Source organism: Thalassobaculum salexigens DSM 19539, assembly GCF_000423805.1.
GTDB lineage: Bacteria > Pseudomonadota > Alphaproteobacteria > Thalassobaculales > Thalassobaculaceae > Thalassobaculum > Thalassobaculum litoreum.
The window spans coordinates 1,159,199-1,183,839 of sequence record NZ_KE384093.1 but is presented as its reverse complement, the minus strand read 5'-3'; the positions used below and the strand labels follow the sequence as shown (position 1 = coordinate 1,183,839).

At 68.3% G+C, this 24,641-nt stretch carries 21 protein-coding genes and 1 other RNA gene; 12 read left to right on the top strand and 10 right to left on the bottom strand.

Annotated elements, in window-relative coordinates:
• Positions 1-30: 30 nt before the first annotated feature.
• From G578_RS0109915 to speB, 3 genes are all read right to left on the bottom strand, one after another.
• Positions 31-1,650 carry a hypothetical protein gene (locus tag G578_RS0109915; RefSeq protein ID WP_028794103.1) on the bottom strand — a complete coding sequence of 540 codons (1,620 nt, stop codon included), beginning with the start codon at positions 1,648-1,650 and terminating at the stop codon, positions 31-33.
• Entirely contained in the window at positions 1,647-2,993 is a 1,347-nt protein-coding gene (locus G578_RS28330; protein WP_028794102.1) for a caspase family protein, read from the bottom strand. Before G578_RS28330 ends, G578_RS0109915 begins: the two co-directional genes overlap by 4 nt.
• A gap of 113 nt (positions 2,994-3,106) precedes the next feature.
• The gene (speB, locus tag G578_RS0109905; protein ID WP_028794101.1) at positions 3,107-4,054 is read right to left on the bottom strand and encodes an agmatinase; all 948 of its coding nucleotides are present in this window, start codon (positions 4,052-4,054) and stop codon (positions 3,107-3,109) included.
• 128 nt (positions 4,055-4,182) lie between these two features.
• Between speB and ygfZ the strand changes: the two genes are divergently transcribed.
• The 5 genes from ygfZ to G578_RS25665 all read left to right on the top strand — a co-directional run bounded on the left by ygfZ (position 4,183) and on the right by G578_RS25665 (position 10,525).
• Complete coding sequence (gene ygfZ, locus G578_RS0109900) at positions 4,183-5,109, top strand: CAF17-like 4Fe-4S cluster assembly/insertion protein YgfZ (protein ID WP_028794100.1); 927 nt, start codon at positions 4,183-4,185, stop codon at positions 5,107-5,109.
• Between the two features lie 159 nt (positions 5,110-5,268).
• On the top strand, positions 5,269-6,573 hold the full coding sequence (locus tag G578_RS0109895) for a sarcosine oxidase subunit beta family protein (protein ID WP_051244491.1): 1,305 nt from the start codon (positions 5,269-5,271) through the stop codon (positions 6,571-6,573).
• A 17-nt stretch (positions 6,574-6,590) separates the two neighbouring features.
• Entirely contained in the window at positions 6,591-6,893 is a 303-nt protein-coding gene (locus G578_RS0109890) for a sarcosine oxidase subunit delta (RefSeq protein WP_028794098.1), read from the top strand.
• A gap of 1 nt (position 6,894) precedes the next feature.
• On the top strand, positions 6,895-9,933 hold the full coding sequence (locus G578_RS0109885) for a sarcosine oxidase subunit alpha family protein (RefSeq protein ID WP_084618793.1): 3,039 nt from the start codon (positions 6,895-6,897) through the stop codon (positions 9,931-9,933).
• On the top strand, positions 9,926-10,525 hold the full coding sequence (locus tag G578_RS25665) for a sarcosine oxidase subunit gamma (protein WP_038013969.1): 600 nt from the start codon (positions 9,926-9,928) through the stop codon (positions 10,523-10,525). The genes G578_RS0109885 and G578_RS25665 overlap by 8 nt, the downstream gene beginning before the upstream one ends.
• Positions 10,526-10,546: 21 nt before the next feature.
• On the opposite strand, the gene G578_RS25660 is transcribed toward G578_RS25665, so the two are convergent.
• From G578_RS25660 to G578_RS0109850, 5 genes are all read right to left on the bottom strand, one after another.
• Positions 10,547-11,560, bottom strand: coding sequence for a hydroxyacid dehydrogenase (locus G578_RS25660; protein WP_051244489.1), 1,014 nt, complete (start codon positions 11,558-11,560; stop codon positions 10,547-10,549).
• A gap of 11 nt (positions 11,561-11,571) precedes the next feature.
• The gene (locus G578_RS0109870; RefSeq protein ID WP_028794096.1) at positions 11,572-12,741 is read right to left on the bottom strand and encodes an iron-containing alcohol dehydrogenase; all 1,170 of its coding nucleotides are present in this window, start codon (positions 12,739-12,741) and stop codon (positions 11,572-11,574) included.
• A gap of 502 nt (positions 12,742-13,243) precedes the next feature.
• Positions 13,244-14,005: a DUF3750 domain-containing protein gene (locus tag G578_RS0109860; protein WP_028794095.1), complete on the bottom strand. Its 762-nt coding sequence runs from the start codon at positions 14,003-14,005 to the stop codon at positions 13,244-13,246.
• Positions 14,002-14,460 (bottom strand): GlcG/HbpS family heme-binding protein, encoded by a 459-nt coding sequence (locus G578_RS0109855; RefSeq protein ID WP_028794094.1) that lies wholly within the window; start codon positions 14,458-14,460, stop codon positions 14,002-14,004. Before G578_RS0109855 ends, G578_RS0109860 begins: the two co-directional genes overlap by 4 nt.
• An 11-nt stretch (positions 14,461-14,471) precedes the next feature.
• Positions 14,472-15,881, bottom strand: a complete 1,410-nt coding sequence (locus G578_RS0109850) for an FAD-binding oxidoreductase (protein ID WP_028794093.1) — start codon at positions 15,879-15,881, stop codon at positions 14,472-14,474.
• Positions 15,882-16,235: 354 nt separating this feature from the next.
• Here G578_RS0109850 and G578_RS0109845 point away from each other — a divergent pair, with 354 nt between their 5' ends.
• From G578_RS0109845 to G578_RS0109835, 3 genes are all read left to right on the top strand, one after another.
• Positions 16,236-16,580 (top strand): PilZ domain-containing protein, encoded by a 345-nt coding sequence (locus tag G578_RS0109845; RefSeq protein ID WP_028794092.1) that lies wholly within the window; start codon positions 16,236-16,238, stop codon positions 16,578-16,580.
• Positions 16,581-16,688: 108 nt separating this feature from the next.
• The gene (locus tag G578_RS0109840; protein ID WP_028794091.1) at positions 16,689-17,420 is read left to right on the top strand and encodes a TerB family tellurite resistance protein; all 732 of its coding nucleotides are present in this window, start codon (positions 16,689-16,691) and stop codon (positions 17,418-17,420) included.
• Positions 17,421-17,444: 24 nt separating this feature from the next.
• Entirely contained in the window at positions 17,445-19,298 is a 1,854-nt protein-coding gene (locus G578_RS0109835; RefSeq protein WP_028794090.1) for an ATP-binding cassette domain-containing protein, read from the top strand.
• Positions 19,299-19,319: 21 nt separating this feature from the next.
• On the opposite strand, the gene G578_RS25655 is transcribed toward G578_RS0109835, so the two are convergent.
• Positions 19,320-19,790: a c-type cytochrome gene (locus tag G578_RS25655; RefSeq protein WP_051244486.1), complete on the bottom strand. Its 471-nt coding sequence runs from the start codon at positions 19,788-19,790 to the stop codon at positions 19,320-19,322.
• Between the two features lie 46 nt (positions 19,791-19,836).
• Entirely contained in the window at positions 19,837-20,304 is a 468-nt protein-coding gene (locus G578_RS0109825; RefSeq protein ID WP_245565586.1) for a c-type cytochrome, read from the bottom strand.
• A gap of 556 nt (positions 20,305-20,860) precedes the next feature.
• On the opposite strand from G578_RS0109825, the gene G578_RS0109815 reads away from it, so the two are divergent.
• From G578_RS0109815 to rnpB, 4 genes are all read left to right on the top strand, one after another.
• Positions 20,861-21,751, top strand: a complete 891-nt coding sequence (locus G578_RS0109815; protein WP_028794087.1) for a DMT family transporter — start codon at positions 20,861-20,863, stop codon at positions 21,749-21,751.
• Complete coding sequence (locus G578_RS25650) at positions 21,748-22,455, top strand: N-acetylmuramoyl-L-alanine amidase (protein ID WP_051244484.1); 708 nt, start codon at positions 21,748-21,750, stop codon at positions 22,453-22,455. The genes G578_RS0109815 and G578_RS25650 overlap by 4 nt, the downstream gene beginning before the upstream one ends.
• Before the next feature lie 262 nt (positions 22,456-22,717).
• Positions 22,718-23,860 carry a type III PLP-dependent enzyme gene (locus tag G578_RS0109805; protein WP_028794086.1) on the top strand — a complete coding sequence of 381 codons (1,143 nt, stop codon included), beginning with the start codon at positions 22,718-22,720 and terminating at the stop codon, positions 23,858-23,860.
• A 125-nt stretch (positions 23,861-23,985) separates the two neighbouring features.
• An RNA gene (rnpB, locus tag G578_RS28530) (RNase P RNA component class A) lies at positions 23,986-24,392 on the top strand.
• Positions 24,393-24,641: the final 249 nt, after the last annotated feature.

The window sequence follows — 24,641 nt, the reverse complement described above, 5'->3', positions numbered from 1 at the left end:
CGTCACATCGGCGTGCCGCTCCCCCGACACTCACTCGCCGGACCGGGTGCGATAGGGCAGCACCGCCAGGCTGACCCGGCTCAGATCCAGCGCGGCGAAGGCATCGAGAAACGCGCTCATCTGCACCGCAATATCCAGGCTGCCCTCCGGCGTCGTCCCGGCCGCCGGCGCCAGGGCATCCGCGGCGAAAGGCACGGCGCTGGCCACCACGAGGAGCGCCTCGACCGTTTCCTGCGATCCCGGCAGGGGCGCTGCGGTGACCTGGGCATCGTCCGGACCGGGCAGATCGGCCCGCCTTTCCGCCTCCAGCAGCCTGGCCCCGCGGCCTTGCGGGGCGATCCGAACCACCGTGTCGTCGGCCTGCCAGGCATAGGCGGCAATATAGGCCCGACCGCCGCGCACCATCACACGGGCCCGCAGCGGCTCGCCCGGCCGATAGAGCGCCCTGTCGACCGTCGCGTCCAGAAGTGGCGCGCCGCCGCCGCCGACGCGGGCCACACGGCCGGCCAGTTCCTGGACCTCCGCGCCCGCCGCCGATCGGTCGCGCCAGATCTCCTCATGGGGCACGCCCCGCGCGATGCTGCGCATGGCCGCGGCGACGTCCTGGGCGGTTCCGCCGGTCTGGCGACCCCCGCCGGTCCCGAGACCGTCCTCGACCAGCGCCGCCCGGGCAAGCACGCGGGCGGCGAACCGGACCTCGCGCGGATCGGTGCGCTGCGCCGGCGAATAGGCGCCGACCGCCCGGTACAGCCCCAGCCCGACCCGCCCACCATCGCGGGTCAGCGGCAGAAAACCGTTCGGAATGGAGGTCAGCGCGACGCGCGCCGTGCCGTGCGCCTCCGCCGCACCCAGCGCCGCCCGCGCCTGGACGTCGACCCGCGCGCCCTGATCCCACAGGTCGAGTTCCAGGCGGACGATCCGCGCGGGCGGGGCCTCGCCAAGCCGGCTCAAGGGACGCGCGACGTAGAGCGGCGGGGTCGCCAGGCGCCGGACCAGGTGTTCCGCCACCATCGCGGCGAACCAGTCGGCGGCGGGGCTGTACCGGCCGCGGCGCTCGATCCGGGCCGCGACCGCCGAGGCCGGATCGGCCGCCAGCCGCAGCGTCTCCGCCAGCGCCACGCCGAGCCGACGGGCGCCGGTGCGCGCCTGAACAACATCGGCGCGTTCGAGATCCGCGGCCAGCGGGATCGGCGGCATCGTCGCCAGGACCTCCCCCAGCGCGCCGTCCTGCACGCCGATCAGGGTCGCCGCCACCGAGACGCCGTCGCTCTGCTCCGACACCATCAGCACGACCAAGGCGTCCACCGCCGCGGCCGCCAGCAGGTCTCTGGGCGGCCCGTCGGCGAAGCTCTCAGCCTCCTCCCAGACCGCCGGCAGGTCGCGCCGGGTCAACACACTCGACGCCGCCGGCGCGGTGTCCAGCAACGCGGCGGTGAGCGCCCGCTCGACCCGGATCAGCAGGGTCGCCGGTAGGCCGCTCTGGTCGGGATCGAGCGGATGCAGGGCGATCCGCGCGCCCTCCGGCACCGGGGCCCACAGGCGCAACGCCGGCTCGGTCAGCGACCGCGTCCAGTCATCCCCCGCGACGGCCGGCGCACTGAGCAGGGTCAAGGCGATCAGCAGCGGCATCACCCGGGCGAGGACGGTCATCGCCACATCTTCTCCACCGCCAGTGCATCCGGGGCGACGGCGATCCGCATCACCGCCTCGGCGATGTCAGACACCCCGCCGCCCTGCCAGCGGTAGCGGATCTCCAGGTCGAAGGTATTGCCGGCCACCTTGACCACCCGCCGCTCGCTGATCTCCTTCATGCGCTCGGCGAACTCGACCTGAGGTGGGTTGCCCCGCTGATCCCAGACGGTCCCCTGGCGCAGGTAGTAGCTCTCGATGGTCCGGCGCACATCGTCCCAATGGATCTGCAGGAACAGCTGGGCATCGGCGATCGACGGCCCGAGGGCGGGATACCGGCCGGATGGGACCCCGGCCGGAGGCGTCCTCTGCGGTGAGGCCCCCAGCGCAGGTTGCGCCAGCGGTGCCTGCGGTGCCCGTCGGCGCACATCCGGCACCAGCACGGTCTTCGGATCGCCCAGCACGCTGGCTTTCTGCACCCGGCGGTACAGCCGCCGGGCGGCATAGCTCAGCTCGTCATCGAGATAGGTCTCGACCTCGCCCAGGGTGACCGCACCGTCGCCGTTCCCCCCGCGTCCCCGGTCGGCCGCTCCGTCGAACAGCGCGTCCATCACGTGTCGGGTGAACAGTCCCAGCCGCCGTTCCTGGTCCCAGCTCGCCACCTGATCGCCTTGGGCCGCGCTGATCACCGACAATCCGGTGGGATCGGCCGGGGCTTCGGTGCGGATATAGACCGGAGAGGCCGAGCGCAGCAGCCAGCCGGCGGCCGAATTGCCCGAGAAGCAGGCGTCCAGCATCACCAGCGTGGAGCGCGCCTCCAGCCGCGACAGGTTGGCCAGCAGCAGATCGAGGGAATACCCGTTGATCTCCGGCGTGGCCGGGTCGGCATCGACCGGCAGCAGATAGCCGCGCTTGTCCCTCAGTCCCGGCACGCCGTGGCCGGAGTAGTAGACGAACACGTCGGACACGCCCGACTTCACCCAGGCCCAGAGCTTGCCGCGATGGTCGGCGGCGTTGCCGAAGACGGAGAGCATCTCGGCCTGGGAGGCGTTGCGCAGATCGATGATGTTGCCGGCGCGGTAGCCGAGCACCTCGGTCGCCAGCCGGCGGGCCGCCAGGGCGTCGTTCTCGGCATACAGGACTTCGGGCAGGCCGTTCGCATAGCGCCGATTGCCGATGATCACCGCGATGGCGTCGCGGTTCTCGACCGCCGCGGTCCGGTGCGCCGGCTCGGTCTCCACCGGCAAGGACGGTCCGCCGATCCGTTCCCCGCCGATCCGCCCCGCATCAAGCGCCCATGCCGGCCCGGCCACGCACAGAAGTGCGCTGAAGCCGGCGACCAACCGAGCGATGCGACGCGACATGGGCGACCAGTCCCCGCTCAAGCTTCCAGGGTATCGGATCCGCAGCTTATCGAATCCAAACACTCATGGCACGCCTAGAGAGAGAATTGTATAATTTACGCAACCATACCGAATTATACCGTCCGGTTCGCGAAGGCCTCCGCCAGCAGGCAGAGCTGCTCGAACAGGATGGTCGCCCCCAGCAGGGCGGTGTTGCCGCTCGGATCGAAGGGCGGGGAGACCTCCACCATGTCGCCGCCGATGAAATCCACGCCGGAGAGGCCGCGCAGCAGCTGCAGGGCCTCGGCCGCCGTGAAGCCGCCGAATTCCGGCGTGCCCGTTCCGGGGGCATAGGCCGGATCGCAGGCGTCGATGTCGAAGCTGAGATAGGTCGGCCCGTCGCCCGCGACCTTCAGCGCCTCGGCGATCACCGCGTCGAGGCCCATGGCGGGGATCTCGTGCATGTAGATCACCCGCATCCCGCTCTCATGGCTGAACGACCACTGGTCGCGGTCGTTGATGCCGCCGCGGATGCCGATCTGGATGGTGCGCTTGGGGTCGAGCACGCCTTCCTCCGCCGCCCGGCGGAACGGGGCGCCGTGGTGGAAGCGCGAGCCGAAATAGTCGTCGCCTGTATCGGCGTGGGCGTCGATATGGATCATACCGACCGGCCCGTCCTTGCCGATCTGCCGCAGGATCGGCAGCGAAATCGAATGGTCGCCGCCGACCGACAGCGGGACCAGCCCGGCTTCCACCACGGTCTCGTAGTAGCGGTCGATCTCGCCATGGGCGCCTTCCAATTGGAACGGCCGTTCGATCACGCAATCGCCGATATCGGCGACCCGGGCGAGGTCGTAGGGGCACACGCCGGTCGCCTGGTTGATCAGGCGCATCAGGCTGGAGGAGTTGCGGACCTCGCGCGGGCCATGGCGGGCACCCGGCCGGTTCGTCACCCCGCCGTCATAGGGCACGCCGATCATGGCGATATCCACCTCGCTCCAGTCCTCGGCGAACGGCGCGCGCATGAAGGTCGGGATGCCCGTGTAGCGCGGACGTGCGATCGGATTGTCGGACTGGGCCATGGCTTATCTCCTGTCGAAATCGACGAGAGTTTGGCGAGGCCGCGGGCCGGAGGCAATGGCGCGAACGCGCTGCGCACTTGCGGCCCCTCCCCGCGCGCCTTACGTCTACTCCCGCACCGGAGGAACCCATGGCCAACGCGTATTTTCACATATTCGACGACCGCGGCGTGATCCGCATTGCAGGCGAGGACCGGGCTTCGTTCCTCCAAGGACTGGTGTCCAACGACGTCCTGAAGGTCACGCTGGACCGCGCGGGCTACGGCGCGTTCCTGACCGCCCAGGGCAAGTTCCTCTACGATTTCTTCCTGATCGAGACCGGCGAAGCCCTGCTGATCGAGACGGCCGCCGACCGGATCGAGGAATTCTTCGGCAAGCTGCGCCTGTACAAGCTGCGCTCCAAGATCGAGATGTCGATCGAGTCCGGCGACTGGATCGTCGCCGCCGTGTTCGGCGCCGACGCCTTCGACGCGCTCAACCTGCCCGGAGATCGCGGCGCGGCGAGCGGCTTTGCCGAGGGCCTGGCCTTCGTCGATCCCCGCCATGCCGACGCGGGTGCGCGGGTCCTGCTTCCGGAGGTCGCCGGCCCGGCCGCGCTGGAGGCCGCCGGCCTGAAACTGACCGACCGGGCCGCGTACGACCGCCGCCGCGTCTCCATCGGCCTGCCGGACGGTGCCAAGGACATGGCGGTGGAGAAGACCGTGCTGCTGGAAGCCGGGTTCGAGGAGCTGGGCGGCGTCGATTTCGACAAGGGCTGCTACATGGGCCAGGAACTCACCGCCCGCACCAAGTATCGCGGCCTGGTGAAGCGCCGGCTGATGCCGATCATCATCAACGGTCCCCTGCCCGCGCCCGGCACCGAGATCACCCTGGGCGGCCGCGAGGCCGGCGAGGTACGCAGCGTCGTCGCCAATAACGGCGGCGGCAGCGAGGGCGGCGGCATGGGTCTGGCGATGATCCGCCTGAACCGCCTGGACGAGGCCCTGCGCTCCGGCGACCCGCTGACCGCCGGCGAGGCGACGGTGATCCCGCACAAGCCGGACTGGGCCACGTTCTAGACACCCGACTTCCGGCCGCATCCCCCCGAAACCGACGTCCCCCGTCGCACCCGGCATATCCGTGCTGCACGTGCGATATACTCTGCGCCCTGGATGCTCTGCGCACTGACGCCGGCCAGCGCGGCGTGTATGAGTGCCTTTTTACTCGGGGGTTGATGAATGAACGCCAGCGCCGGACGCCAGGGGACGACCACAAGCGGGCCGACCGCCAAGCAGCGCTATTCCATTTTCGCCCTGGCGAAGAACGCGCTGAGCTATCACGAGGGCTGGCAGCAGGCCTGGCGCTCGCCCGAGCCCAAGAAGGCATATGACGTCATCATCGTCGGCGGCGGCGGCCATGGGCTGACCACGGCCTACTACCTCGCGAAACTGCACGGCGTGCGCAACGTGGCGGTGCTGGAGAAGGGCTGGATCGGCGGCGGCAACACCGGCCGCAACACCACCATCATCCGGTCGGGCTATCTCTGGGACGAATCGATCAAGCTCTACGACCACGCCCTGAAGCTCTGGGAAGGCATGAGCCAGGAGCTGAACTTCAACGTCATGTTCAGCCAGCGCGGCGTCATCAACCTGGCGCACAGCGAGCATGAGTGGCGCGAGATGCGCCGGCGCTACGAGGCGATCCGTCTGAACGGCGTCGATATCGAGCTGGTGCTGCCGGACGACATCAAGAAGCTGGTGCCGATCATCAACATCGACCCGGACATCCGCTACCCGGTGAAGGGCGGCATCCTGCAGCAGCGCGGCGGCACCGCCCGCCATGACGCGGTCGCCTGGGGCTATGCCCGCGCCGCCGACGAGCTCGGCGTCGACATCATCCAGAACTGCGAGGTCACCGGCTTCGAGCGCGCGCCGGAGGGCCAGATCATCGGCGTGCAGACCACGAGGGGTTTCATCGCCGCCAACAAGGTCGGCTGCGTGCCGGCCGGCCATTCCGGCGTGCTAGCGGAGATGGCGGGTTTCATGCTGCCGATCCAGGCCCGCCCGCTGCAGGCGCTGGTGTCGGAACCGATCAAGCCGGTGATCGACAAGGTCGTCATGTCGAACGCCGTGCACATGTATATCAGCCAGTCCGACAAGGGCGAGCTGGTGCTGGGTGCGGGAACCGACGCTTACAACTCCTATGCCCAGCGCGGCTCGCCGAACCATCCCGAGCACCTGATGGCGGCGACGGTGGAGCTGTACCCGATCACCTCTCGGCTACGGATGCTGCGGCAATGGGGCGGCATCGTCGACACCTGCCCGGACGCCTCGCCGATCATTTCCAAGACGCCCGTCCCGGGCCTGTACTTCAACTGCGGCTGGGGCACCGGCGGGTTCAAGGCGACGCCCGGCTCCGGCCATGTCTTCGCCGACCTGATCGCCCATGACCGCCCCAACGCGCTTGCAGCACCCTACTCGCTCGACCGGTTCCGCACGGGATACCTGGTCGACGAGCACGGTGCCGCCGGCGTCGCCCACTGAGCGGGAGGAAGACAGAGATGCAACTGATCCCCTGCCCCTGGTGCGGTCCGCGCGACGACGCCGAATTCCACTACGGTGCCGAGGCCCATGTGGTCCGCCCCGCCGTGCCCGCCGATTGCAGCGATGCGGAGTGGGAGGCCTATCTCTACCTGCGCCGCAACACCAAGGGGCCGTTCGCCGAGCGCTGGATGCACACCAACGGCTGCCGACGCTGGTTCAACGTGATCCGCGACACCTACACCCACGAGATCTTCGCCAGCTACAAGCCGGGCGAGCCGATGCCCGACATCGCTCAGCTCACCGCCAAGAAGGACGCCTGACGTGAGCCGCCAGCCCAATCGCATCGCCCCCCATGCCACGCTCGGCGGCGGGCGCATCGACCGGTCCAGGCCGCTCGGCTTCCGTTTCGACGGCAAGAGCTACACCGGCTATGCCGGCGACACCCTCGCCTCGGCCCTGCTGGCCAACGACGTCCATCTGGTCGGCCGCAGCTTCAAGTACCACCGCCCGCGCGGCATCCTCGGCCTGGGGGCGGAGGAGCCGAACGCGCTGATCCAGCTCGCCCGCGGCAACCGCAGCGAGCCGAACCTGCGCGCCACCCAGATCGAACTGTTCGACGGGCTCGACGCGTCCAGCCAGAACCGCTGGCCCTGCCTGAAATACGACGCCGGCGCCGTGAACTCGACCCTGCACCGGCTGTTCCCGGCGGGCTTCTACTACAAGACCTTCATGTGGCCGGCCTCGATGTGGCTGACCTACGAGGAGGTGATCCGCAACGCCGCCGGCCTCGGTAAAGCCCCAGAAGGCCCGGACCCGGACCGCTACGAGCACATGCACACCCACCCGGATGTGCTGATCGTCGGTGCGGGCCCGGCCGGTCTCGCCGCCGCCCTGGCGGCAGGGCGCACCGGCGCCCGGGTGGTCCTGGCCGACGAGCAGGCGGAATTCGGCGGCTCGCTGCTGTCCGAGGACGACGTGTTCATCGACGGCAAGCCCGGACCCGACTGGGTGGCCGAGGTGGTGGCCGAACTCGCCTCGATGCCGGAAGTGACCCTGCTGCCGCGCACCTGCGTGCATGCCTATCTCGACCACAACTACCTGCTGGCCGCCGAGCGGGTGACCGACCATATCGGCGCGGTGATCCCGAACACGCCGCGCCAGCGGCTGTGGAAGATCCGGGCCAAGCAGGTCGTGCTCGCCACCGGCACGCTGGAGCGGCCGCTGGTGTTCCGCGACAACGACCGGCCGGGGGTCATGCTGTCGACCGCCGCCCGCGGCTACGCCGTGCGCTACGGCGTGACCGCCGGGCGCAAGCCGTTGATCGTGACCGGCCATGACGACGGCTACCGCACCGCGCTGGCCTATGCCGCGCGTGGGGCGCAGGTGGCCGCCATCGTCGATCTTCGCCCCGAGCCTTCCGGTCCGCTGGTGGACGCGGCCCGCGAGAAGGGCATCGACATCCTGGCCGGCCATTCGGTCGCCGGCGCCCATGGCGGGCACCGGGTCGAGGGCGTGGACGTCGCCGAGATGACGACCGACGGCTCCGGCCTCGCCAAGGTCACCCGGCGGATCGGCTGCGACCTCGTCGCCATGTGCGGCGGGTTCAACCCGACCGTCCACCTGTTCAGCCAGAGCCGCGGCAAGCTGCGCTGGGACGCCGAGCTCGACGCCTTCGTGCCCGCCACCGTGCATGACCCGAAGCACGCCCCGCAGGCCTCGGTCGGCGGATGCGCCGGGACGATGACCATCGCCCAGGCGGTCAAGGACGGTATCAAGGCCGGACTGGACGCCGCCCGCGCGACCGGTAGCACCGCCCGCCAGCCAGCCGCCCCGAAAGTGGACGAGCCCGGCATGGGCGAACACCGGACCGTCTGGGTCCTGCCCTCCGACAAGCCGGTCGGCCACAAGGGCAAGCACTTCGTCGACTTCCAGAACGACGTCACCGCCGCCGATCTGAACCTGGCGGCGCGCGAGGGCTACCGCTCGATCGAGCATGTGAAGCGCTACACCACCACCGGCATGGGCACCGACCAGGGCAAGACGTCGAACGTCAACGCGCTGGCGATCGTCGCCGCCACGCTCGGCACCGACATTCCGGCGGTCGGTACCACGACTTTCCGCCCGCCCTACACGCCGACCACCATCGGTGCCTATGGCGGCCGCAACATCGGCAAACTGTTCGACCCGGAGCGCACCACGGCGGTCGACGCCTGGCACAAGGCACACGGCGCGAAGTTCGAGCATGTCGGCCAGTGGATGCGGCCCTGGTACTACCCCAAAGCGGGCGAGACCATGCGGCAGGCGGTCGACCGGGAGTGCATGGCGGCCCGCAACGCCGTCGGCATCCTGGACGCCTCGACCCTCGGCAAGATCGACGTGCGCGGCAGGGATTCGGCCGAGTTCCTCAACCGGGTCTACACTAACGCCTGGCTGAAGCTCGGCATCGGCAAGTGCCGCTACGGGCTGATGCTGAACGATGCCGGCTTCGTAATCGACGACGGCGTGACCACCCGGCTCGCCGACGACCGTTTCCACATGACCACCACCACCGGCGGCGCGGCGCGCGTGCTCTCCCATCTGGAAGAGCACCTTCAGACCGAATGGCCGGACCTGGAGGTCTACCTCACCTCGGTGACCGAGCAGTGGTCGGTCGCCTCCATCTGCGGCGCCAAGTGCCGCGAGCTGCTGGCCGAGCTGTGCGACGACATCGACCTGTCGAACGACGCCTTTCCGTTCATGGCGATGAAGGAAGGCACCGTCGCCGGCATCCCGGCCCGGGTCTACCGGATCTCCTTCACCGGCGAGCTGTCCTTCGAGATCAACGTGCCCCGGCGCTACGGCATGGCGCTGTGGGAGGCCCTGATGGCGGCGGGCGAGAAGCACGGCATCACCCCCTACGGCACCGAAGCGATGCACGTGCTGCGCGCCGAACGCGGCTTCATCATCGTCGGCCAGGAGACGGACGGGTCGGTCACGCCCTTCGATCTCGCCATGGACTGGATCGTGTCGAAGACCAAGACCGACTTCATCGGCAAGCGCGGCCTGTTCCGGCCCGACCTGATGCTGCCCGACCGCAAGCAGCTCGTCGGCCTGCTGACCGAGAACCCGAACGAGGTCCTTCCGGAGGGCGCGCAGATCGTGGAGGAGGTGAAGCCGCAGCCGCCGATGGTTATGCTCGGCCACGTCACCTCGTCCTACTATTCCGCCAATTGCGGCCGCTCCATCGCCATGGCCCTGGTCAAGGGCGGGCACGGCCGCAAGGGCGACACCCTGTCGGTGCCGCTGGCCGGCAAGACGATCAAGGTCACCGTGACCGATCCCGTGTTCTTCGATCTCGAGGGGAGCCGCCGAGATGGCTGATACCGCACCCCAGGCTTTCAGCCCGCTTTCCGGCCATACCGGTCCCGTCGGCGGCTCGCACCATGCGGGCGTGGTGCTGCGCGAGGTCGCGGGCCTGAGCCTGATCAACCTGCGCGGCGATGCCGAGAAGGCCTTCGCCGGGCATGTGGAGACCGTGCTGGGCGTCGCCTTGCCGACCGCGCCGAACATCGCCGCCCGCACCGAGGGCCTGTCCCTGCTGTGGCTGGGCCCGGACGAGTGGCTGGCGGTCTCCGAGGACGGGGACAGCCCGGCCCTGTGCGCCCGGCTGGAAGAGGCGATGTCGCGCGTTCACCATGCGGTGGTCGATCTCTCGGACAACTACGCGGTGATCGAGCTCTCCGGCCATGCCGCCCGCTGGGTGCTCGCCAAGGGCTGGCCCCAGGACCTGCATCCGTCCGCCTTCAAGCCGGGTCAGTGCTCCCAGGGATTGCTCGGCCTGGCCCAGATCGTCCTGGAGCAGACGGCGGAGGACGCCTATCGGCTGTTCGTCCGCCCGTCCTTCGCCGCCTATCTCTGGGACTGGCTGGTCGACGCCTCAGCCGATGTCGGCGTGCGCGTCGCCCCCGCCTGACGCGCCCACCTGACGTAGCCGCTACCCGGCCAGCAGCCGGGTCGCGCGCTGCTTGGCCCGTTCCCAGGCGTCCGGATTGCGGATATTGGCCGGCTGCTCGGCGTTGAACACCTGCAGCATGGTCCGCGCCACCGTCATCGCGCTCTCCTTCATGAAGCCGCGGGTCAGGCCGCCGACATGCGGGGAGAGGATGATGTTGTCGAGCTGGCACAGCGGGTTGTCCGCCCCAACCGGCTCGACCTCGAACACGTCCAGCGCCGCCGCCCGGATCCGGCGAGTGCTCAGCGCCTTGTGCAGCGCGTCCTGGCTGACGATCTTGCCGCGCGCGGTGTTGATCAGGCAGGCGTGGGGCTGCATCGCCTCGAACGCCGCGTCGTTGAACATGTGGTGGGTCTCGTCGTTCAGCTCGGCATGGACCGAGACGTAGTCGGCCCGCGCCAGCAGATCGGCTAGGTCGGAGACCATCTCGATGCCCAGATCGTTGGCCGCACCGGCGTCGACATAGGGGTCGTAGGCGATCACGTCCATGTCGAAGGCGCCCATGCATTTGCGTGCCATCTCGGTACCGATCTGGCCCAGGCCGACGATGCCGAGCACCGATTGATCGAGGTCCTTGATCGTGTTGGTCTCGCTCAGCCGGTCGGACCAGCCTTTGCCGGAGCGCACCATCGCGTCATGCTCGAAACCATGGCGCGACAGGCTCATCATCATGAACAGCGCATGCTCGGAGACCGGGATCTTGCCGAAGCCCGGGTTGTTGACGACGATCACCCCGGCCTCGGTCGCCGCGGCGATGTCGATGGCGTCGGTGCCGCGGCCGGACGAGCAGATGACCAGCAGGTCCTCAGCCGCCGCGATGACCTCGGCGTCCACCTTGTTCGGATAGCGGCCGCAGATGCCATGGGCGCCCTTGGCCGCTTCCAGCACCGCCTCGCGCTCGGGGCGGAGCAGCAGCTCGACATCGACATGGGCGCGAAGATGCTCCTGCCCGCCCGGATGGTAGAGCGGATCGATCAGTAAGGCTTTGTGACGCACGGAATTTCCCTTCAGTCGAGCGTTCCCTCCAGGGCGTTCCTCAGGACCGTCGCCATGTCCGAGGCCGTCATCGGCTTCGGATTGCTGCCCGTGGACGGGTCTTTTTCGGCGGCCGCTGCGATTTCATCGACCCGGTCCGGATCGACGCCCAATTCCTTGGCAGTATGAGGGATATCGAACGCTTTGCGCAGGTCCAGAATCCACTCCATGACCCCGTCGACACCGGATTTCTTCAGACCGAGATAGGCCGAGATCCGCGCGCACTTGTCGGCGATGACGTCGCGGTTATGGGCGATCACATACGGGAAGAAGACGCCGTTGGTCAGGCCGTGATGGGTGTCGAAGCGCGCGCCCACCGGGTGGCTGAGCGAATGGATCGCGCCCAGCCCCTTCTGGAAAGCGGTGGAGCCCATGGACGCCGCCGCCAGCATCATCCCGCGCGCCTCCAGATCGCGGCCGTCCTCGACCGCCCGGGGCAGGAACTCCTTGATCAGCCGCATGCCCTCCAGCGCCACGCCATCGGAGAACGGGTGCAGCTCCGGCGAGCAGAACCCCTCGAAGCAGTGAGCCAGCGCGTCGATCCCGGTCCAGGCCGTCAGGTTCGCCGGCAGGCCGACGGTGAGCTGCGGGTCCTCGATGACGATGGTCGGCATCATCTTGGCATGCAGGAAGATGCGCTTCTCGTGCACCTCCTCCTCGGTGATGAGCGAGGCGCGCCCGGTCTCCGACCCGGTCCCGGCCGTAGTCGGCACGGCGATGATCGGCGCGATCTTCGAGCCGTCGATCGCCGCCGGACCACCGGACCTCACATGCAGTTCGAACAGCGGGCGCTCCTGATGCGCGGCCATGGCGATCGCCTTGGCGACGTCCAGCGCGGAGCCGCCGCCGAAGCCGATGACGCCGTCGAAGTCGCCGTCGCGGAACATTTCCGCGCCCTCGAGCACATTGGCGCCGATCGGGTTGCCACGAACGCGCGAAAATACCTCCGCCGCCATGCCCGAATCCTGCAGGTCGTCGCGGGCGCCGGTAATCATCGAGTTCCGGACCAGACCGGCGTCGGTCACGATCAGCGGCCGGCGGATTCCCGCGTCCCCGCAGGCATCGGCCAGCTTGTCGATCTCTCCCACACCGAAACGGATTTCGGTCGGATAGCGCCACACGCCGCTCGGGAAATCAGCCATCACGGCTCCTCCATCCCTCAGTGTTTGATTCCTGTCGTTTGGCAGTGACCGTAGCGCCCGCTCACGACGGCTACAAGCAGCTACGCGGTTCCCGAATTTTCCGGATATCGAATGCCGAAACCGAGCTATGCGGTTTATGCCTGCCTGCTTTGCAGACTTCACGCGATCTTAACTGCAAATCCTGCTTGATGTTCCCGCCACGTACGTTAAATGGCGTTTCTAGACGGTAAACGCCGAACAGTGTGTGAGACCGTACGTTCATAGGGACCCCATGGGGGGGTTCCGTGACCCCCAGAGGAGGCGACCATGACGAAGGATGAAATGATCCGGACCTATAATCGAAATGCCGCCTCCTGGCCGGCGCTGGTCTTCGTGTACGGCATTCTGCTCGGCACGATGGTCCTGTCGGCGTCGGCGATCTCCTGAGCTGACGGGCGGGCCTGGCGCCTGCCCTCCCCTCACAGACCGGCATTTCAAGCCCGCGACCGGTAACGGTCGGGGGCTATTGCCGTGGGCGGTCCGCGCCGCCGGACGCGCCCACCCGACCGATGCCGGGAAGGCGCAAGGCCGGCTGCGCGATGTCCAAGCCGATGCCGAGACCGAGCAGATTGACCTCGATCCCCTCCGTCGGCGCGACGATCAGGCCCGCCAGCCCCAACAGGCTGACCTGCAGGCCGCCGCCGCTGGGCGCGCGGCCGATCGGATCGCTGAGCGGCCGGAAGTCCTTGCCGATCGCGGTCGGCGGCAGGTCGAGGCCGAGATCCGGCACCCGGCGCGACACGAAGGCGACGAAGGTGTTGCTGTTCGGTCCGGGGAAGGTCCGGTAGGTCTCCGGCCAGGGATAGGCGGCCACCGCCGCGCGGATCTGTGGGATCAGGGCCGCCGCCCTGTCGCCGCGGATATCGGCCAGCACTGTCGGCTCCCGGCCGAACCAGCGGTGGTCCGGACCGTCGTAGTTCTGCCGCACCACCCGGCCGCCGCCCCAGCCCATCACGTCCCACCGGTCGTAGCGCGCGGCATTCGCGTCCTTGACGGCGATCCAGGCATGGACGGCGAAGATGCCGCGCCAGCCAAAGGTCGGCGCGGCGTAGACCTGAACCACCGCCTCCGGCGTCGACTGAGGGTCCGGCGCCAGGCCCGCGGAACTGCGGTCGGCCCGATGCCAGGGCTCGCTGGCCCAGGAATGGCTCGCTCCCTTGAACAGCAGCGGTCCGACCATGGCCACGGCCGCGACCGCCAGGGCGAGCTTGGCGACCGCGCTCACGCCGATGGCGCCCCGGTTTCCGCCGTCAGCCCGGCAGCCCGAATGCCGGCGACGGCACAGGCCTCGTCCTGGTCCGAGGCGTCGCCGGAAATGCCGACCGCCGCGATCACGTTGCCGGCCGTGTCTTTCACCAGCACGCCGCCGGGAGCCGGTATCAGCCGCCCGCCGATCATGCCGTTCACCGCATCGAGAAACACCGCGCCCTTGTCCTTCACCCGATTGGCCAGCTCCCGGCTGCCGAACCCCATGGCGAGCGCCCCGTAGGCCTTGCCGATGGCGATTTCCGGCCGGTGCATGCTGGCGCCGTCCTGCCGTTCGATCGCACGGATATGGCCCCCGGCATCGAGCACGGCAACCGCCAGCGGATTCAGCTTCCGCGCGGCGGCCTCGGCGAAAGCCCCGGCGATGATCGCCCGGGCCTCGTCGAGGGAGAGGTCGGAGGTGGGGATGGGCAAAGGGCGCCCCCTCAGTTCATCCGGAACAGCTTGCCCGGATTCATGATGTTGTCCGGGTCCAGCGCCTGCTTGACCGCGCGCATCACCGGGATGGCTTCCGGCAGTTCGGCGGCCAGGAACTCCATCTTGCCGTAGCCGACCCCGTGCTCGCCGGTGCAGGTGCCGTCCATGGACAGGGCGCGCAGCACCATGCGGTCGCTGTGCTCCTTGGCCAGGCGCATCTCCTCCTGGCTCTCCGGATCGATCACATAGACCAGGTGGAAGTTGCCGTCGCCCACATGGCCGACCAGCGGCGCCAGCAGGCCGGTCTCGGCCAGATCCTTCTTGGTCTCCGTGATGCATTCGGCCAGCCGCGAGATCGGCACGCAGACGTCGGTCGGCCAGCCCTTGGCCCCCGGACGCAGGGCCAGGGCGGCGTAGAACGCGTTGTGCCGCGCTTCCCACAGCTTGTTGCGGTCTTCCGCCTTGGTCGCCCATTTGAAGTCGGTCCCGCCGAACTCGGCGGCGATGCCCTGGACGGTCTCGGCCTGCTCGACCACGCCGGTCTCCGAGCCGTGGAACTCGAAGAACAGGGTCGGCCGGGCGGTGTAGCCCTCCAGCTTGGAGTAGGCGATGCAGGCCCCCATCTGGCTGTCGTCGAGCAACTCCATGCGGGCGACCGGTACGCCGGACTGGATGGTCAGCACGCAGGTGCTTACCGCACTCTCCAGGTCGTCGAACTGGACGACGGCCGAGGAGATCGCCTCGGGGATGCCGTAGACCTTGAGCTGGATCTCGGTGATGACGCCGAGCGTGCCCTCCGAGCCGACGAACAGGCGGGTCAGGTCGTAGCCGGCCGCCGACTTCTTGGCCCGGCGCGCGGTCTTGACCACCCGGCCGTCGGCCATGACCACGGTCAGGCTCAGCACGTTGTCGCGCATGGTGCCGTAGCGCACGGCGTTGGTGCCGGACGCACGGGTGGCGCACATGCCGCCGATGGAGGCGTCGGCCCCCGGATCGATCGGGAACATCAGGCCGGTGTCGCGCAGATACTCGTTGAGCTGCTTGCGGGTCACGCCGGCCTGCACGCGGACGTCCAGGTCATCGGCGTTCACCGCCAGGATCTTGTTCATCTCGGAGACGTCGACCGACAGACCGCCGCGCAGGGCAGCCACGCCGCCTTCCAGCGAGGTACCGACGCCGAACGGAATGACCGGCCACTTGTGCTTGGCGCAGATCGTCACCGCCTGGGACACCTCTTCGGTGCTGCGGGCGAAGAAGACGGCATCCGGCGCGACGGTCGGGTGGTAGCTCTCGTCCGTGCCGTGGCGGTTGCGGATGTCCTTGCCGGTCACGATCCGCTCGGCCCCGAACGTGGCGGCCAGTTCGGCCATGGCGGCGTCACGGGCGGTGGCGTTGGACGGCTGGACATCGACCTGCATGGTCTTCAACTCCTTTTCGGGACCGGAACGGCCCGAGTGACTCAACTCTACGGACTGGACCGACGACGCTAATGATTGCGGCGCGCGGGAACAAGGCGGCAGCACCTTCTTACTTCCGCCGCGGCCAGCGACCAAGCATCGCATATCGGGCCCGGCCGCTCTGCAGTACTTCGGCGATCCGCCGGCCGCTCGACACAGGCAACGACAGGTAGATCAAGAACGCGGCCCACAACCGAATATCCGCATTGGTGACCGGAAGTTTACCAAATCTTCAGTCACCGGCGCGCAGAATGCGCCCGAAATCCACTCGCGCAACGGGCCATCGGCCTCAATGGACTATCAGGAAGTGATCTCATGTGGTCTGCGATCAAATCCGTCTTCTCCGGTGACAGCGACCGCCGGGTTGCCCCCCGGGTGGCCGCGATCGGCACGGTGACCATCGACAGCAGCAAATTCGCGCTCGAGAACTGGAGCCAGTCCGGCATCCTGATCTCCGGCCATGACGGCCGGCTGATCAAGGGACAGAAGTTCAAGATGACCGTCGAGGTCCGTGACGACAGCCGGGTCATCGTCTTCAACGCCGAGGCCGTCGTGGTCCGGGCGGCCGGAGACAAGCTCGCCGCCCAGTTCCACCGGATCGACAAACATAAGAAGCAGGCGATCGTCGAATATTTCGCCCACAAGACCGGCAGCCGTTGACCGCTCCGGGAATGGAACCGCCCCGCCACCGTCGGCGTTGACCCCTGGAAGCGCGGACGCCAAACTCCCGCCGCCTTACCAAAAGCAAATTTACGGGTCGGGGACGGCGTGAGCATCTGGGGAAAGATCATCGGAGGTGCCGCCGGTTTCGCGATCGGCGGACCGATCGGCGCGCTCCTGGGCGTGGTCGGCGGCCATGCCATCGACCGCTATGCCGACGACCAGACCATCGACGAGGAGGCGGCGACCAAGAAGATCGCCTTCACCATCGGCGTGATCGCCCTCGGCGCCAAGATGGCGAAGGCCGACGGCGTGGTCACCCGGGACGAGATCTCCGCTTTCCGCGACGTGTTCAGCGTGCCGCCCGAGGAGATCAAGAATGTCGGCCGCGTCTGGGACATGGCGCGGCAGACCAGCGACGGCTTCGAAGCGTATGCCCACCAGATCGCCCGGCTGTTCAATCCCGGCTCCCCCGTCCTGGAGGAGCTGATCGGCAGCCTGTTCCATATCGCCCGGGCCGACGGCGTGATCCATGAGAACGAGGAGATCTACCTGCGCCGGGTCGCCGAGATCTTCGGCTTCAACGACGTCGCCTTCGACCGGCTGCGGACGATCTATGTCGGCGACAACGGCGACGACCCCTATTCGGTGCTCGGCGTCGACCATGCCGCCTCGGACGAGGAGATCCGAGCGGCGTATCGCCGGCTGATCCGCGAGCACCACCCGGACCGCCTGATCGCCCAGGGCCTGCCGGATGAGTTGATCTCCAAGGCGACCGGGCGTATGGCGGCCTTGAACGGTGCCTGGGATCGGATCAAGAAGGCCCGGAACATCTCCTGACCTGACCAGATGAAAGCCTGATCGATGGCAACTGCGACCGACCGTGCGGCCCCTCCGGCCGTCGCCCTGCGTGGGGCGGGTCTCGGCTTCGGCGGAAACCCGCTGTTCTCCGGCATCGACCTTCCGGTGGCGAAGGGCGACCGGATCTGCCTGGTCGGCCGCAACGGGTCTGGCAAGTCGACGTTGATGAAGGCGCTGGCCGCCGAGATCGACGTCGACAGCGGCGACCGGTTCGTCAAGCCGGGCGCCCGTGTCGTCTATCTGCCGCAGGACCCTCGCCCGCCGCGCGATATGACCGTTTTCGAATATGTCGAGGGCGGCCTGCCGCCGTCGTCGGACAACGCGCCGCGCGACCATCTGGTGGAAGCCGCGATTTCCGGCCTGTCGCTGGACGGCGGTCGGACCATGGGTGGGCTGTCCGGCGGTGAGGCAAGGCGCGGCGCGCTGGCCCGGGCGCTGGTCTCCGAGCCCGATGTCCTGCTGCTCGACGAGCCGACCAACCATCTGGATCTGCCGACCATCGAGTGGCTGGAGGACATGCTGGAGGGGCTGGAGGCGGGCCTGCTGATCATCAGCCACGACCGCGCCTTCCTGCGCCGTCTGGCCAACCGCACCCTGTGGTTGGAGCGCGGCCAGTTGCATCGGCTGAACGAGGGCATCGACGCCTTTCCCGACTGGGCGGAGAAGCTCATCGCCGACGAGGAGGTGCAGGCGCACAAGCTGAACCGGCAGATCGCCGAGGAGACCCGCTGGCTACGCGAAGGGCTCACGGCCCGGCGTAAGCGCAACATGGGCCGGGTGCGCGGCCTGCTCGACCTGCGCCAGGAGCGGGCCGAGCGGGTCAAGCGGCCGGAAGGCATGAAGATCGACGCCGGCGAGGCCAGCCGCAGCGGCAGTCTGGTGATGGAGGCGATCAACCTCACCAAGCGCTTCACCGACGAGCGCGGCGTGGAGAAGTCGGTCGCCGACGACGTGTCGTTCACCGTGCGGCGCAAGGACCGGATCGGCATCATCGGCCCGAACGGCGCCGGCAAGACGACCCTGCTGCGCATGCTGCTGGGCCAGGAGGAGCCGGACAGCGGAAGGGTGAAGACCGGTTTCGGCGTCGAGACCATCTATTTCGACCAGAAGCGCGAGCAGCTCAACCCGGCGGACACCCTGTGGTCGACCCTGTGCCCGGGCGGCGGCGACAGCGTGGAGATCCACGGCAAGAAGAAGCACGTGGTGTCTTACCTGCGCGATTTCCTGTTCGCCGACCGGCAGGCGACAGCCAAGGTTGCGACCCTGTCCGGCGGCGAGCGCAACCGACTGCTGCTGGCCAAGCTGTTCGCCCAGTCGCACAACCTGATGATCCTGGACGAGCCGACCAACGACCTGGACGTGGAGACCCTCGACCTTTTGCAGGAGGAGGTCTCCGACTACGACGGTACCGTCCTGCTGGTCAGCCACGACCGCGATTTTCTCGACCGGACGGTCACCTCGATCATCGCGGTGGAGGGCGGGGGCCGGATCCGGGAATATGTCGGCGGTTACCAGGACTACCTGGCCGAGCGCCGACGCACGGAGAAGCCGGCCGAGACCACCTCCACCAAGACCGCAAAGGCGAAGCCGGCCGCCGAGAAGCCGCGCACCCGCAGCACCAAGATGTCCTACAAGGATGGACGCGAACTGGAGCTCCTGCCGGAGCGCATCGCCAAGCTGGAGGCGGAGATCGTCCGGCTCGGCGAGGAACTGGCCGATGCCGACCTGTTCAGCCGTGACCCGAAGACCTTCCAGACCAAGAGCGCCCGGATGGTCGCCGCTCAGGAGGAACTGGCCGCCGCGGAGGACCGCTGGCTGGAACTGGAGGCGCTGAAGGAGGAATTGGCCGGGTCCTGACCGCCACGCTCAGAGCGGGCCTCAGTCCTCCTTGAAGTCCTGGTGGCAGGCCTTGCGGGTGCCGGCGAGCCGGCCGAAGGCGGCCCTTGCGTCCCCCTTGCCCGCGTCGGCCACCGCCGCCAGCACCGAGGCCCGGGTTGCAAGCTCATCGGCCTTGGCCTCGAACTCCGGCCAGTGGCGCCAGATATCCTGCTTCGCCTCGCTCGGATGGCCGCTCGACCCCTCCGGAAACAGCTCGAGCATGTCTCCGCCCGCCCGACGCTCGATCCGCGCGGCCACGGCCGAGATCGCCTCGGGGTCGTAGGACGTCTCGCCCTTGAACATCCGGGCCAGCCGCTTCGCGTCGTCGCCGAGCGCCTTCATCAGGTCCATGCGCTGCTTGAAGATCCCGGTCGCTCCGTCATGAGCCTGCACGGAAGGCGCCGGCACCAGGGCCGCGGCAAACAACACGCAGAGACCGGCGGAGGCGGCGAATAGTGGAGATCGGCGCATGGGACCGCTCCTCTGACAGGACTGAGCCGAACCCGACCGGCACCGGTCATCCGCCGGCGGCGCGGGCGTTGATCGCATCATGGCGCGCACGGATCTCCGCCGGCCATGTGCTCTTGATATAGGACAGCACCGCCAGGATGTCCCGGTCGCTCAGGACGTCTGCAAATCCCGGCATGTCCGTGGCATAGGCGGGGTCCTTCATCAATGCCGCCGGGCCCTGCTTCGTCAGCGCGAAAAGCACGCCGTCCGGGTGGTGCCACGTATGACCGCTCGGATCGTGCGGCGGCGCCGGCAACCGGCCATCGGCGCGGCGCTGCTGCCAGTTGGGCTGACCTTCCAGCGCGGCGCCATGACAGGCGGCACAGGCCTCGCGATAGATCCGCCGTCCGTCGGCGACCAGCACGGGGTCTGTCGGGTCCAGGCGGATGGCGCCGCCGTCATCCTCCCCCGGACCGGTCAGCAGAAGCACACCGACGGCCACCATGAGGAGAAGCACACTGACCGCCAGAACCACCGTTCTTCCCGACATCACCCCTCCGTCCACCCGCAAGCACACCACAGCGTTCGGGCATAGCCTGTCGCTTCCAGTAACGGGAAGGTCAACCCGGCGCAAAACGGCCGGGAACACCCGGCTCTTCACGAAACCGCCACATTTATGGGTGAAAGACAGCATCACTCCTGGGACGAAACTTGCCGAGCAGCGACGGAATCCGGCGCCGCGGCACGTTCTGAGCCAAAATCTCTGACCCATGGACACAGACATGCTTTCGAGCGCAGCCCTATCGCCCTTCCTCGCCATGTTACTCATGGCGGCACAAGGCAATCTGCCCGACCCCGCCCCCGATGCGCGCCGCGACTTCGCGCCGGCCGTGATCGTGTCGGCGCCGATCGAGGCCCCCGCCTCTCCTCGAGCCCCGGTTCCCTCCGAGGTGAAGGAGAGGGAGAGGAAGAAGGCCGCTCCAAAGGCGCAGTAGCGGCACGGATCCGCTTCCATCACAGCGCTGGACGGCACGGGAAGTTGACCCTATCACTCGGCCCATGCTTCTAGTCATTGCTGCAGCGCAAACACCGTGAGGCCGATCGACATCCTGCTCGCGGTTGCGGTCAACATCGCGTGGGGCCTCAATTTCGCGGTCACGAAGCTCGGTCTTGGCGAAATGCCGCCCATGCTTCTCGTTGCCCTGCGGTATGCGCTTACCGCGCTGCTGCTGAGCCCGTGGCTGAAATGGCCGCACGGCCAGTTTCGCCAGGTCGCGGCGATCTCCTTCACCCTGGGTTTTCTGCATTTCGCGCTGATGTTCACCGGGCTGAGCGGCATCGACGCCTCGGTCGCGGCCATCGCCGTGCAGATCCAGGTGCCGTTCTCCGCCCTGCTCGCCTTCCTGATCTTCCGCGACAGGCTCGGCTGGCGGAAGGCACTGGGCGGCGCGCTCGCCATCGGCGGCATCGTGCTGATCGCCGGCGCGCCCCATGAGGCGCCCGATCCGTTCTACCTGTCTCTGACGATCCTGGCGGCCCTGTGCTGGGCGGTGTCGGCCATCCAGGTCAAGCGGCTGGGCCAGATCGACACCATGACCCTGAATGCCTGGATCGCGCTGCTCGCCGTGCCGCAGCTCCTGCTGGGCTCCGCCGTCATCGAGGGCGACCGCTGGGGCGAGGTGCTGGATGCCGGGTTCTGGGGCTGGGCCTCGGTCGTCTACATGGCGGTGGCGGTGACGGTATTCGGCTACGGGTTGTGGTACCGTCTGATCCAGCGCTACCCCGTGACGACGATCATGCCGCTTTCGCTGCTCGCCCCGACCTTCGGTGTCGCCGCCGGGATCTTCATCCTCGGCGAGCCGGCGACGCTGGAGAAGTTCATCGGCGGCGCCCTGACCCTGATCGGCGTGGCGATCGTGATCCTGACCCCGCCGGAGAAGCCGGCAGAGGTTGCGGCGAAGACGGATTCCGCCGAAGCATGATCGAGCGTCCCTCCCCGAATCACGGCGAGCGCCGCGGCCCTGTCGACATGCTGCTGCTGCATTACACCGACATGGTGCGGGCGGAGGACGCGGTCACCCTGCTCTGCGATCCGGCGGCCCAGGTCAGCGCCCACTACGTGGCCGGCGAGGACGGCCGGGTCTGGCGGCTGGTCGACGAGGACCGCCGGGCCTGGCACGCGGGCGTCGCGTGGTGGACGGGCGAGACCGACATCAACTCGCGCTCCATCGGCATCGAGATCTCCAACCCCGGTCACAGCCACGGCTACCGCCGCTTCCCCGAGGCGCAGATGCTCGCCGTCATGGCCCTGTGCCGGGACATCATCGCCCGACACCGGATTCCCGCGCACCGGGTGCTGGGACACAGCGACGTGGCCCCTGGTCGCAAGATCGATCCGGGTCACCTGTTCGACTGGCGCGGACTGGCGCGCGGCGGCATCGGCCTGTTCCCCGACCGACTGGTTCCGGCGGTGATGGCGGAGGCCGACGCGGTGGCCGCCCTGACCCGCATCGGCTACCGTACCGGCGCCCCGACCTTCGACGACCCGGTGTCGCGCATGGCGCTCAACGGCTTCCGCCGGCACTGGGAGCCGCTGGCGCTGGGCCAGCCATACGATCCACGCGGAGCGGCCATGCTGCAACAGCTAGCAGAAATGTGCCCCCCACCTGAAAAACCGTTTGCATAACAGATCGTTCGTTCATACGTTCCGATCACCGACGCAAACGCACGTGCCCCTGGCCCCACAGCGGTTAAGCAACGACGAGAGGCGTCTCTTTTCACAACCCCGTCCCTTAGGTGGGCGGTTGCGAAGGGGGAACCCCACGATGCTGCAACCCGAAGCGGGCGTGCGCGCCCGTCTCCGTACCTCAACCGATACCCGTCGTCCGATTCCGGCGTCAAAGCCGCTGCTGAGCCTTGTGCCGGCCGCGACACCGCCGCGCGGCGAAGTGACGGACGCGATCCGCGACTATTTCGCGGCGACCGCCCATGAGCACCCGGTCCTCGCCGTCGACCTGTCGGTCGTCGAGTGGAACTACCGGGCGCTGGCCCGGGCCCTGCCGGAGACCGCGATCTACTACGCGGTGAAGGCGAACCCGGCCAATGGCGTGGTCGACCGGCTGGCCGCTCTCGGCTGCCGCTTCGACGTGGCCAGCCGCGGCGAGATCGAGCTGTGCCTGGCGCGCGGCGTCGACGCCTCCCGGCTGTCCTTCGGCAACACCATCAAGAAAGAGCGCGACATCGCCTTCGCCCATTCGGTCGGCGTGCCGCTCTTCGCCTTCGACGCCGAGGAAGAGCTGGAGAAGCTCGCCCGCAGCGCGCCGGGTGCCGAGGTGTTCTGCCGTATCCTGACCTCCGGCGAAGGGGCCGACTGGCCGCTGTCGCGGAAGTTCGGCTGCACCCCGTCCATGGCCGCCACCCTGCTCCGCAAGGCCGCCGAGATGGGCCTGACCCCACGGGGCGTGTCCTTCCATGTGGGCTCGCAGCAGAGCGATCTGGCCCAGTGGGACGGCGCGCTGGCCGAGACCGCCGCCCTGTTCGCCGAGCTGGCGCAGGACGGGATCGAGCTCGATCTGGTGAATATCGGCGGCGGCTTCCCGGCCCGCTACCGTGACGACGTCGCCGAGGCGGACGCCTATGGCAACGCCATCATGGCCGCCCTGGAGAAGCACTTCGCCGGCATGGGCATCACCACCATCGCCGAGCCGGGCCGCGGCCTTGTCGGCGACGCGGGCGTCATCCGCTCCGAGGTCGTCCTGGTGTCCAAGAAGGACGCCGGCGAGGACGAGCGCTGGATCTATCTCGACATCGGCAAGTTCTCCGGTCTCGCCGAGACCATGGACGAGGCGATCAAGTACCGGCTGACCGCCACCCGCGAGGGGACGGAGCTGACCGGTGCCACCGGTCCGGTGATCCTGGCCGGCCCGAGCTGCGACAGCGCCGACATCCTGTACGAGAAGGCCGGCTACGGCATGCCGATGTCCCTGCGGGCGGGCGACGAGGTGCTGATCCTGGCGACGGGTGCGTATACCTCGACCTACTCCTCGGTCGGCTTCAACGGCTTCCCGCCGCTGGAGACCGTCTGCGTCTGACGCACCGGCCCTGCATCCTGTTCAGGAGACGCCCGCCCTCACCGGCGGGCGTTTTCGTATCTGCCATCGTTCGGACGCCGCCTTTGCTTGACGCGTCGCGGGGGGAGGCTTACCTCTCGCCGCGTTCAGACGGTCGGGCGGCCGCCGGCACCCGCAAGGGTGTGGGAGGAAAGTCCGGGCTCCACGGGAACACGGTGCCGGGTAACACCCGGCGGGGGCGACCCCAGGGACAGTGCCACAGAAAGCAAACCGCCCCTTCGTCTGGATTTCGATCCAGGACCAAGGGGTAAGGGTGAAAGGGTGCGGTAAGAGCGCACCGCGAGACCGGTAACGGGATCGGCACGGTAAACCCCACCGGGAGCAAGACCGAATAGGGATGACCGGCTGACTCGAAAGAGGGCAGCGGACGCGTTCCCGCGTCGTCGTCCGGGTAGGTCGCGCGAGGCGGTCGGCAACGACCGTCCCAGATGAATGGCCGTCGCCCCGGGCTCGTCCCGGGGGACAGAACCCGGCTTACAGACCGTCTGAACCTTTCGCTTTTCCCAGCCGGACCCCATGCCGTCCCAGGCGAGTGTCCCATGCCATCCCATTTGGGCCTGCCCAGCCCAAAATGGAACATATCATGAACAGTATTCGTGAAACGTCCTTTTATCGCGCCGAAACCCTCTGCTTTCTCGCCTAACGGTTTTTCTTCGCTTCACAGAACGAACGCCCAGCCGGACCCGGAAAACACCTGTAAAACCCAAAGAGTGCGGGTCTGTTCCCATTGACCCCCATAATG

Bases quoted from the DNA above. Each gene is read 5' to 3' on its own strand.
- speB (WP_028794101.1), bottom strand. From the start codon at position 4,054: ATGGCCCAGTCCGACAATCCGATCGCACGTCCGCGCTACACGGGCATC.
- G578_RS25655 (WP_051244486.1), bottom strand. From the start codon at position 19,790: ATGCGCCGATCTCCACTATTCGCCGCCTCCGCCGGTCTCTGCGTGTTG.
- G578_RS25650 (WP_051244484.1), top strand. From the start codon at position 21,748: ATGATCGAGCGTCCCTCCCCGAATCACGGCGAGCGCCGCGGCCCTGTC.
- G578_RS0109895 (WP_051244491.1), top strand. From the start codon at position 5,269: ATGAACGCCAGCGCCGGACGCCAGGGGACGACCACAAGCGGGCCGACC.
- G578_RS0109845 (WP_028794092.1), top strand. From the start codon at position 16,236: ATGTGGTCTGCGATCAAATCCGTCTTCTCCGGTGACAGCGACCGCCGG.
- G578_RS0109870 (WP_028794096.1), bottom strand. From the start codon at position 12,741: ATGGCTGATTTCCCGAGCGGCGTGTGGCGCTATCCGACCGAAATCCGT.
- ygfZ (WP_028794100.1), top strand. From the start codon at position 4,183: ATGGCCAACGCGTATTTTCACATATTCGACGACCGCGGCGTGATCCGC.
- G578_RS0109835 (WP_028794090.1), top strand. From the start codon at position 17,445: ATGGCAACTGCGACCGACCGTGCGGCCCCTCCGGCCGTCGCCCTGCGT.
- G578_RS28330 (WP_028794102.1), bottom strand. From the start codon at position 2,993: ATGTCGCGTCGCATCGCTCGGTTGGTCGCCGGCTTCAGCGCACTTCTG.
- G578_RS0109915 (WP_028794103.1), bottom strand. From the start codon at position 1,650: ATGACCGTCCTCGCCCGGGTGATGCCGCTGCTGATCGCCTTGACCCTG.
- G578_RS0109850 (WP_028794093.1), bottom strand. From the start codon at position 15,881: ATGCAGGTCGATGTCCAGCCGTCCAACGCCACCGCCCGTGACGCCGCC.
- G578_RS0109890 (WP_028794098.1), top strand. From the start codon at position 6,591: ATGCAACTGATCCCCTGCCCCTGGTGCGGTCCGCGCGACGACGCCGAA.
- G578_RS25665 (WP_038013969.1), top strand. From the start codon at position 9,926: ATGGCTGATACCGCACCCCAGGCTTTCAGCCCGCTTTCCGGCCATACC.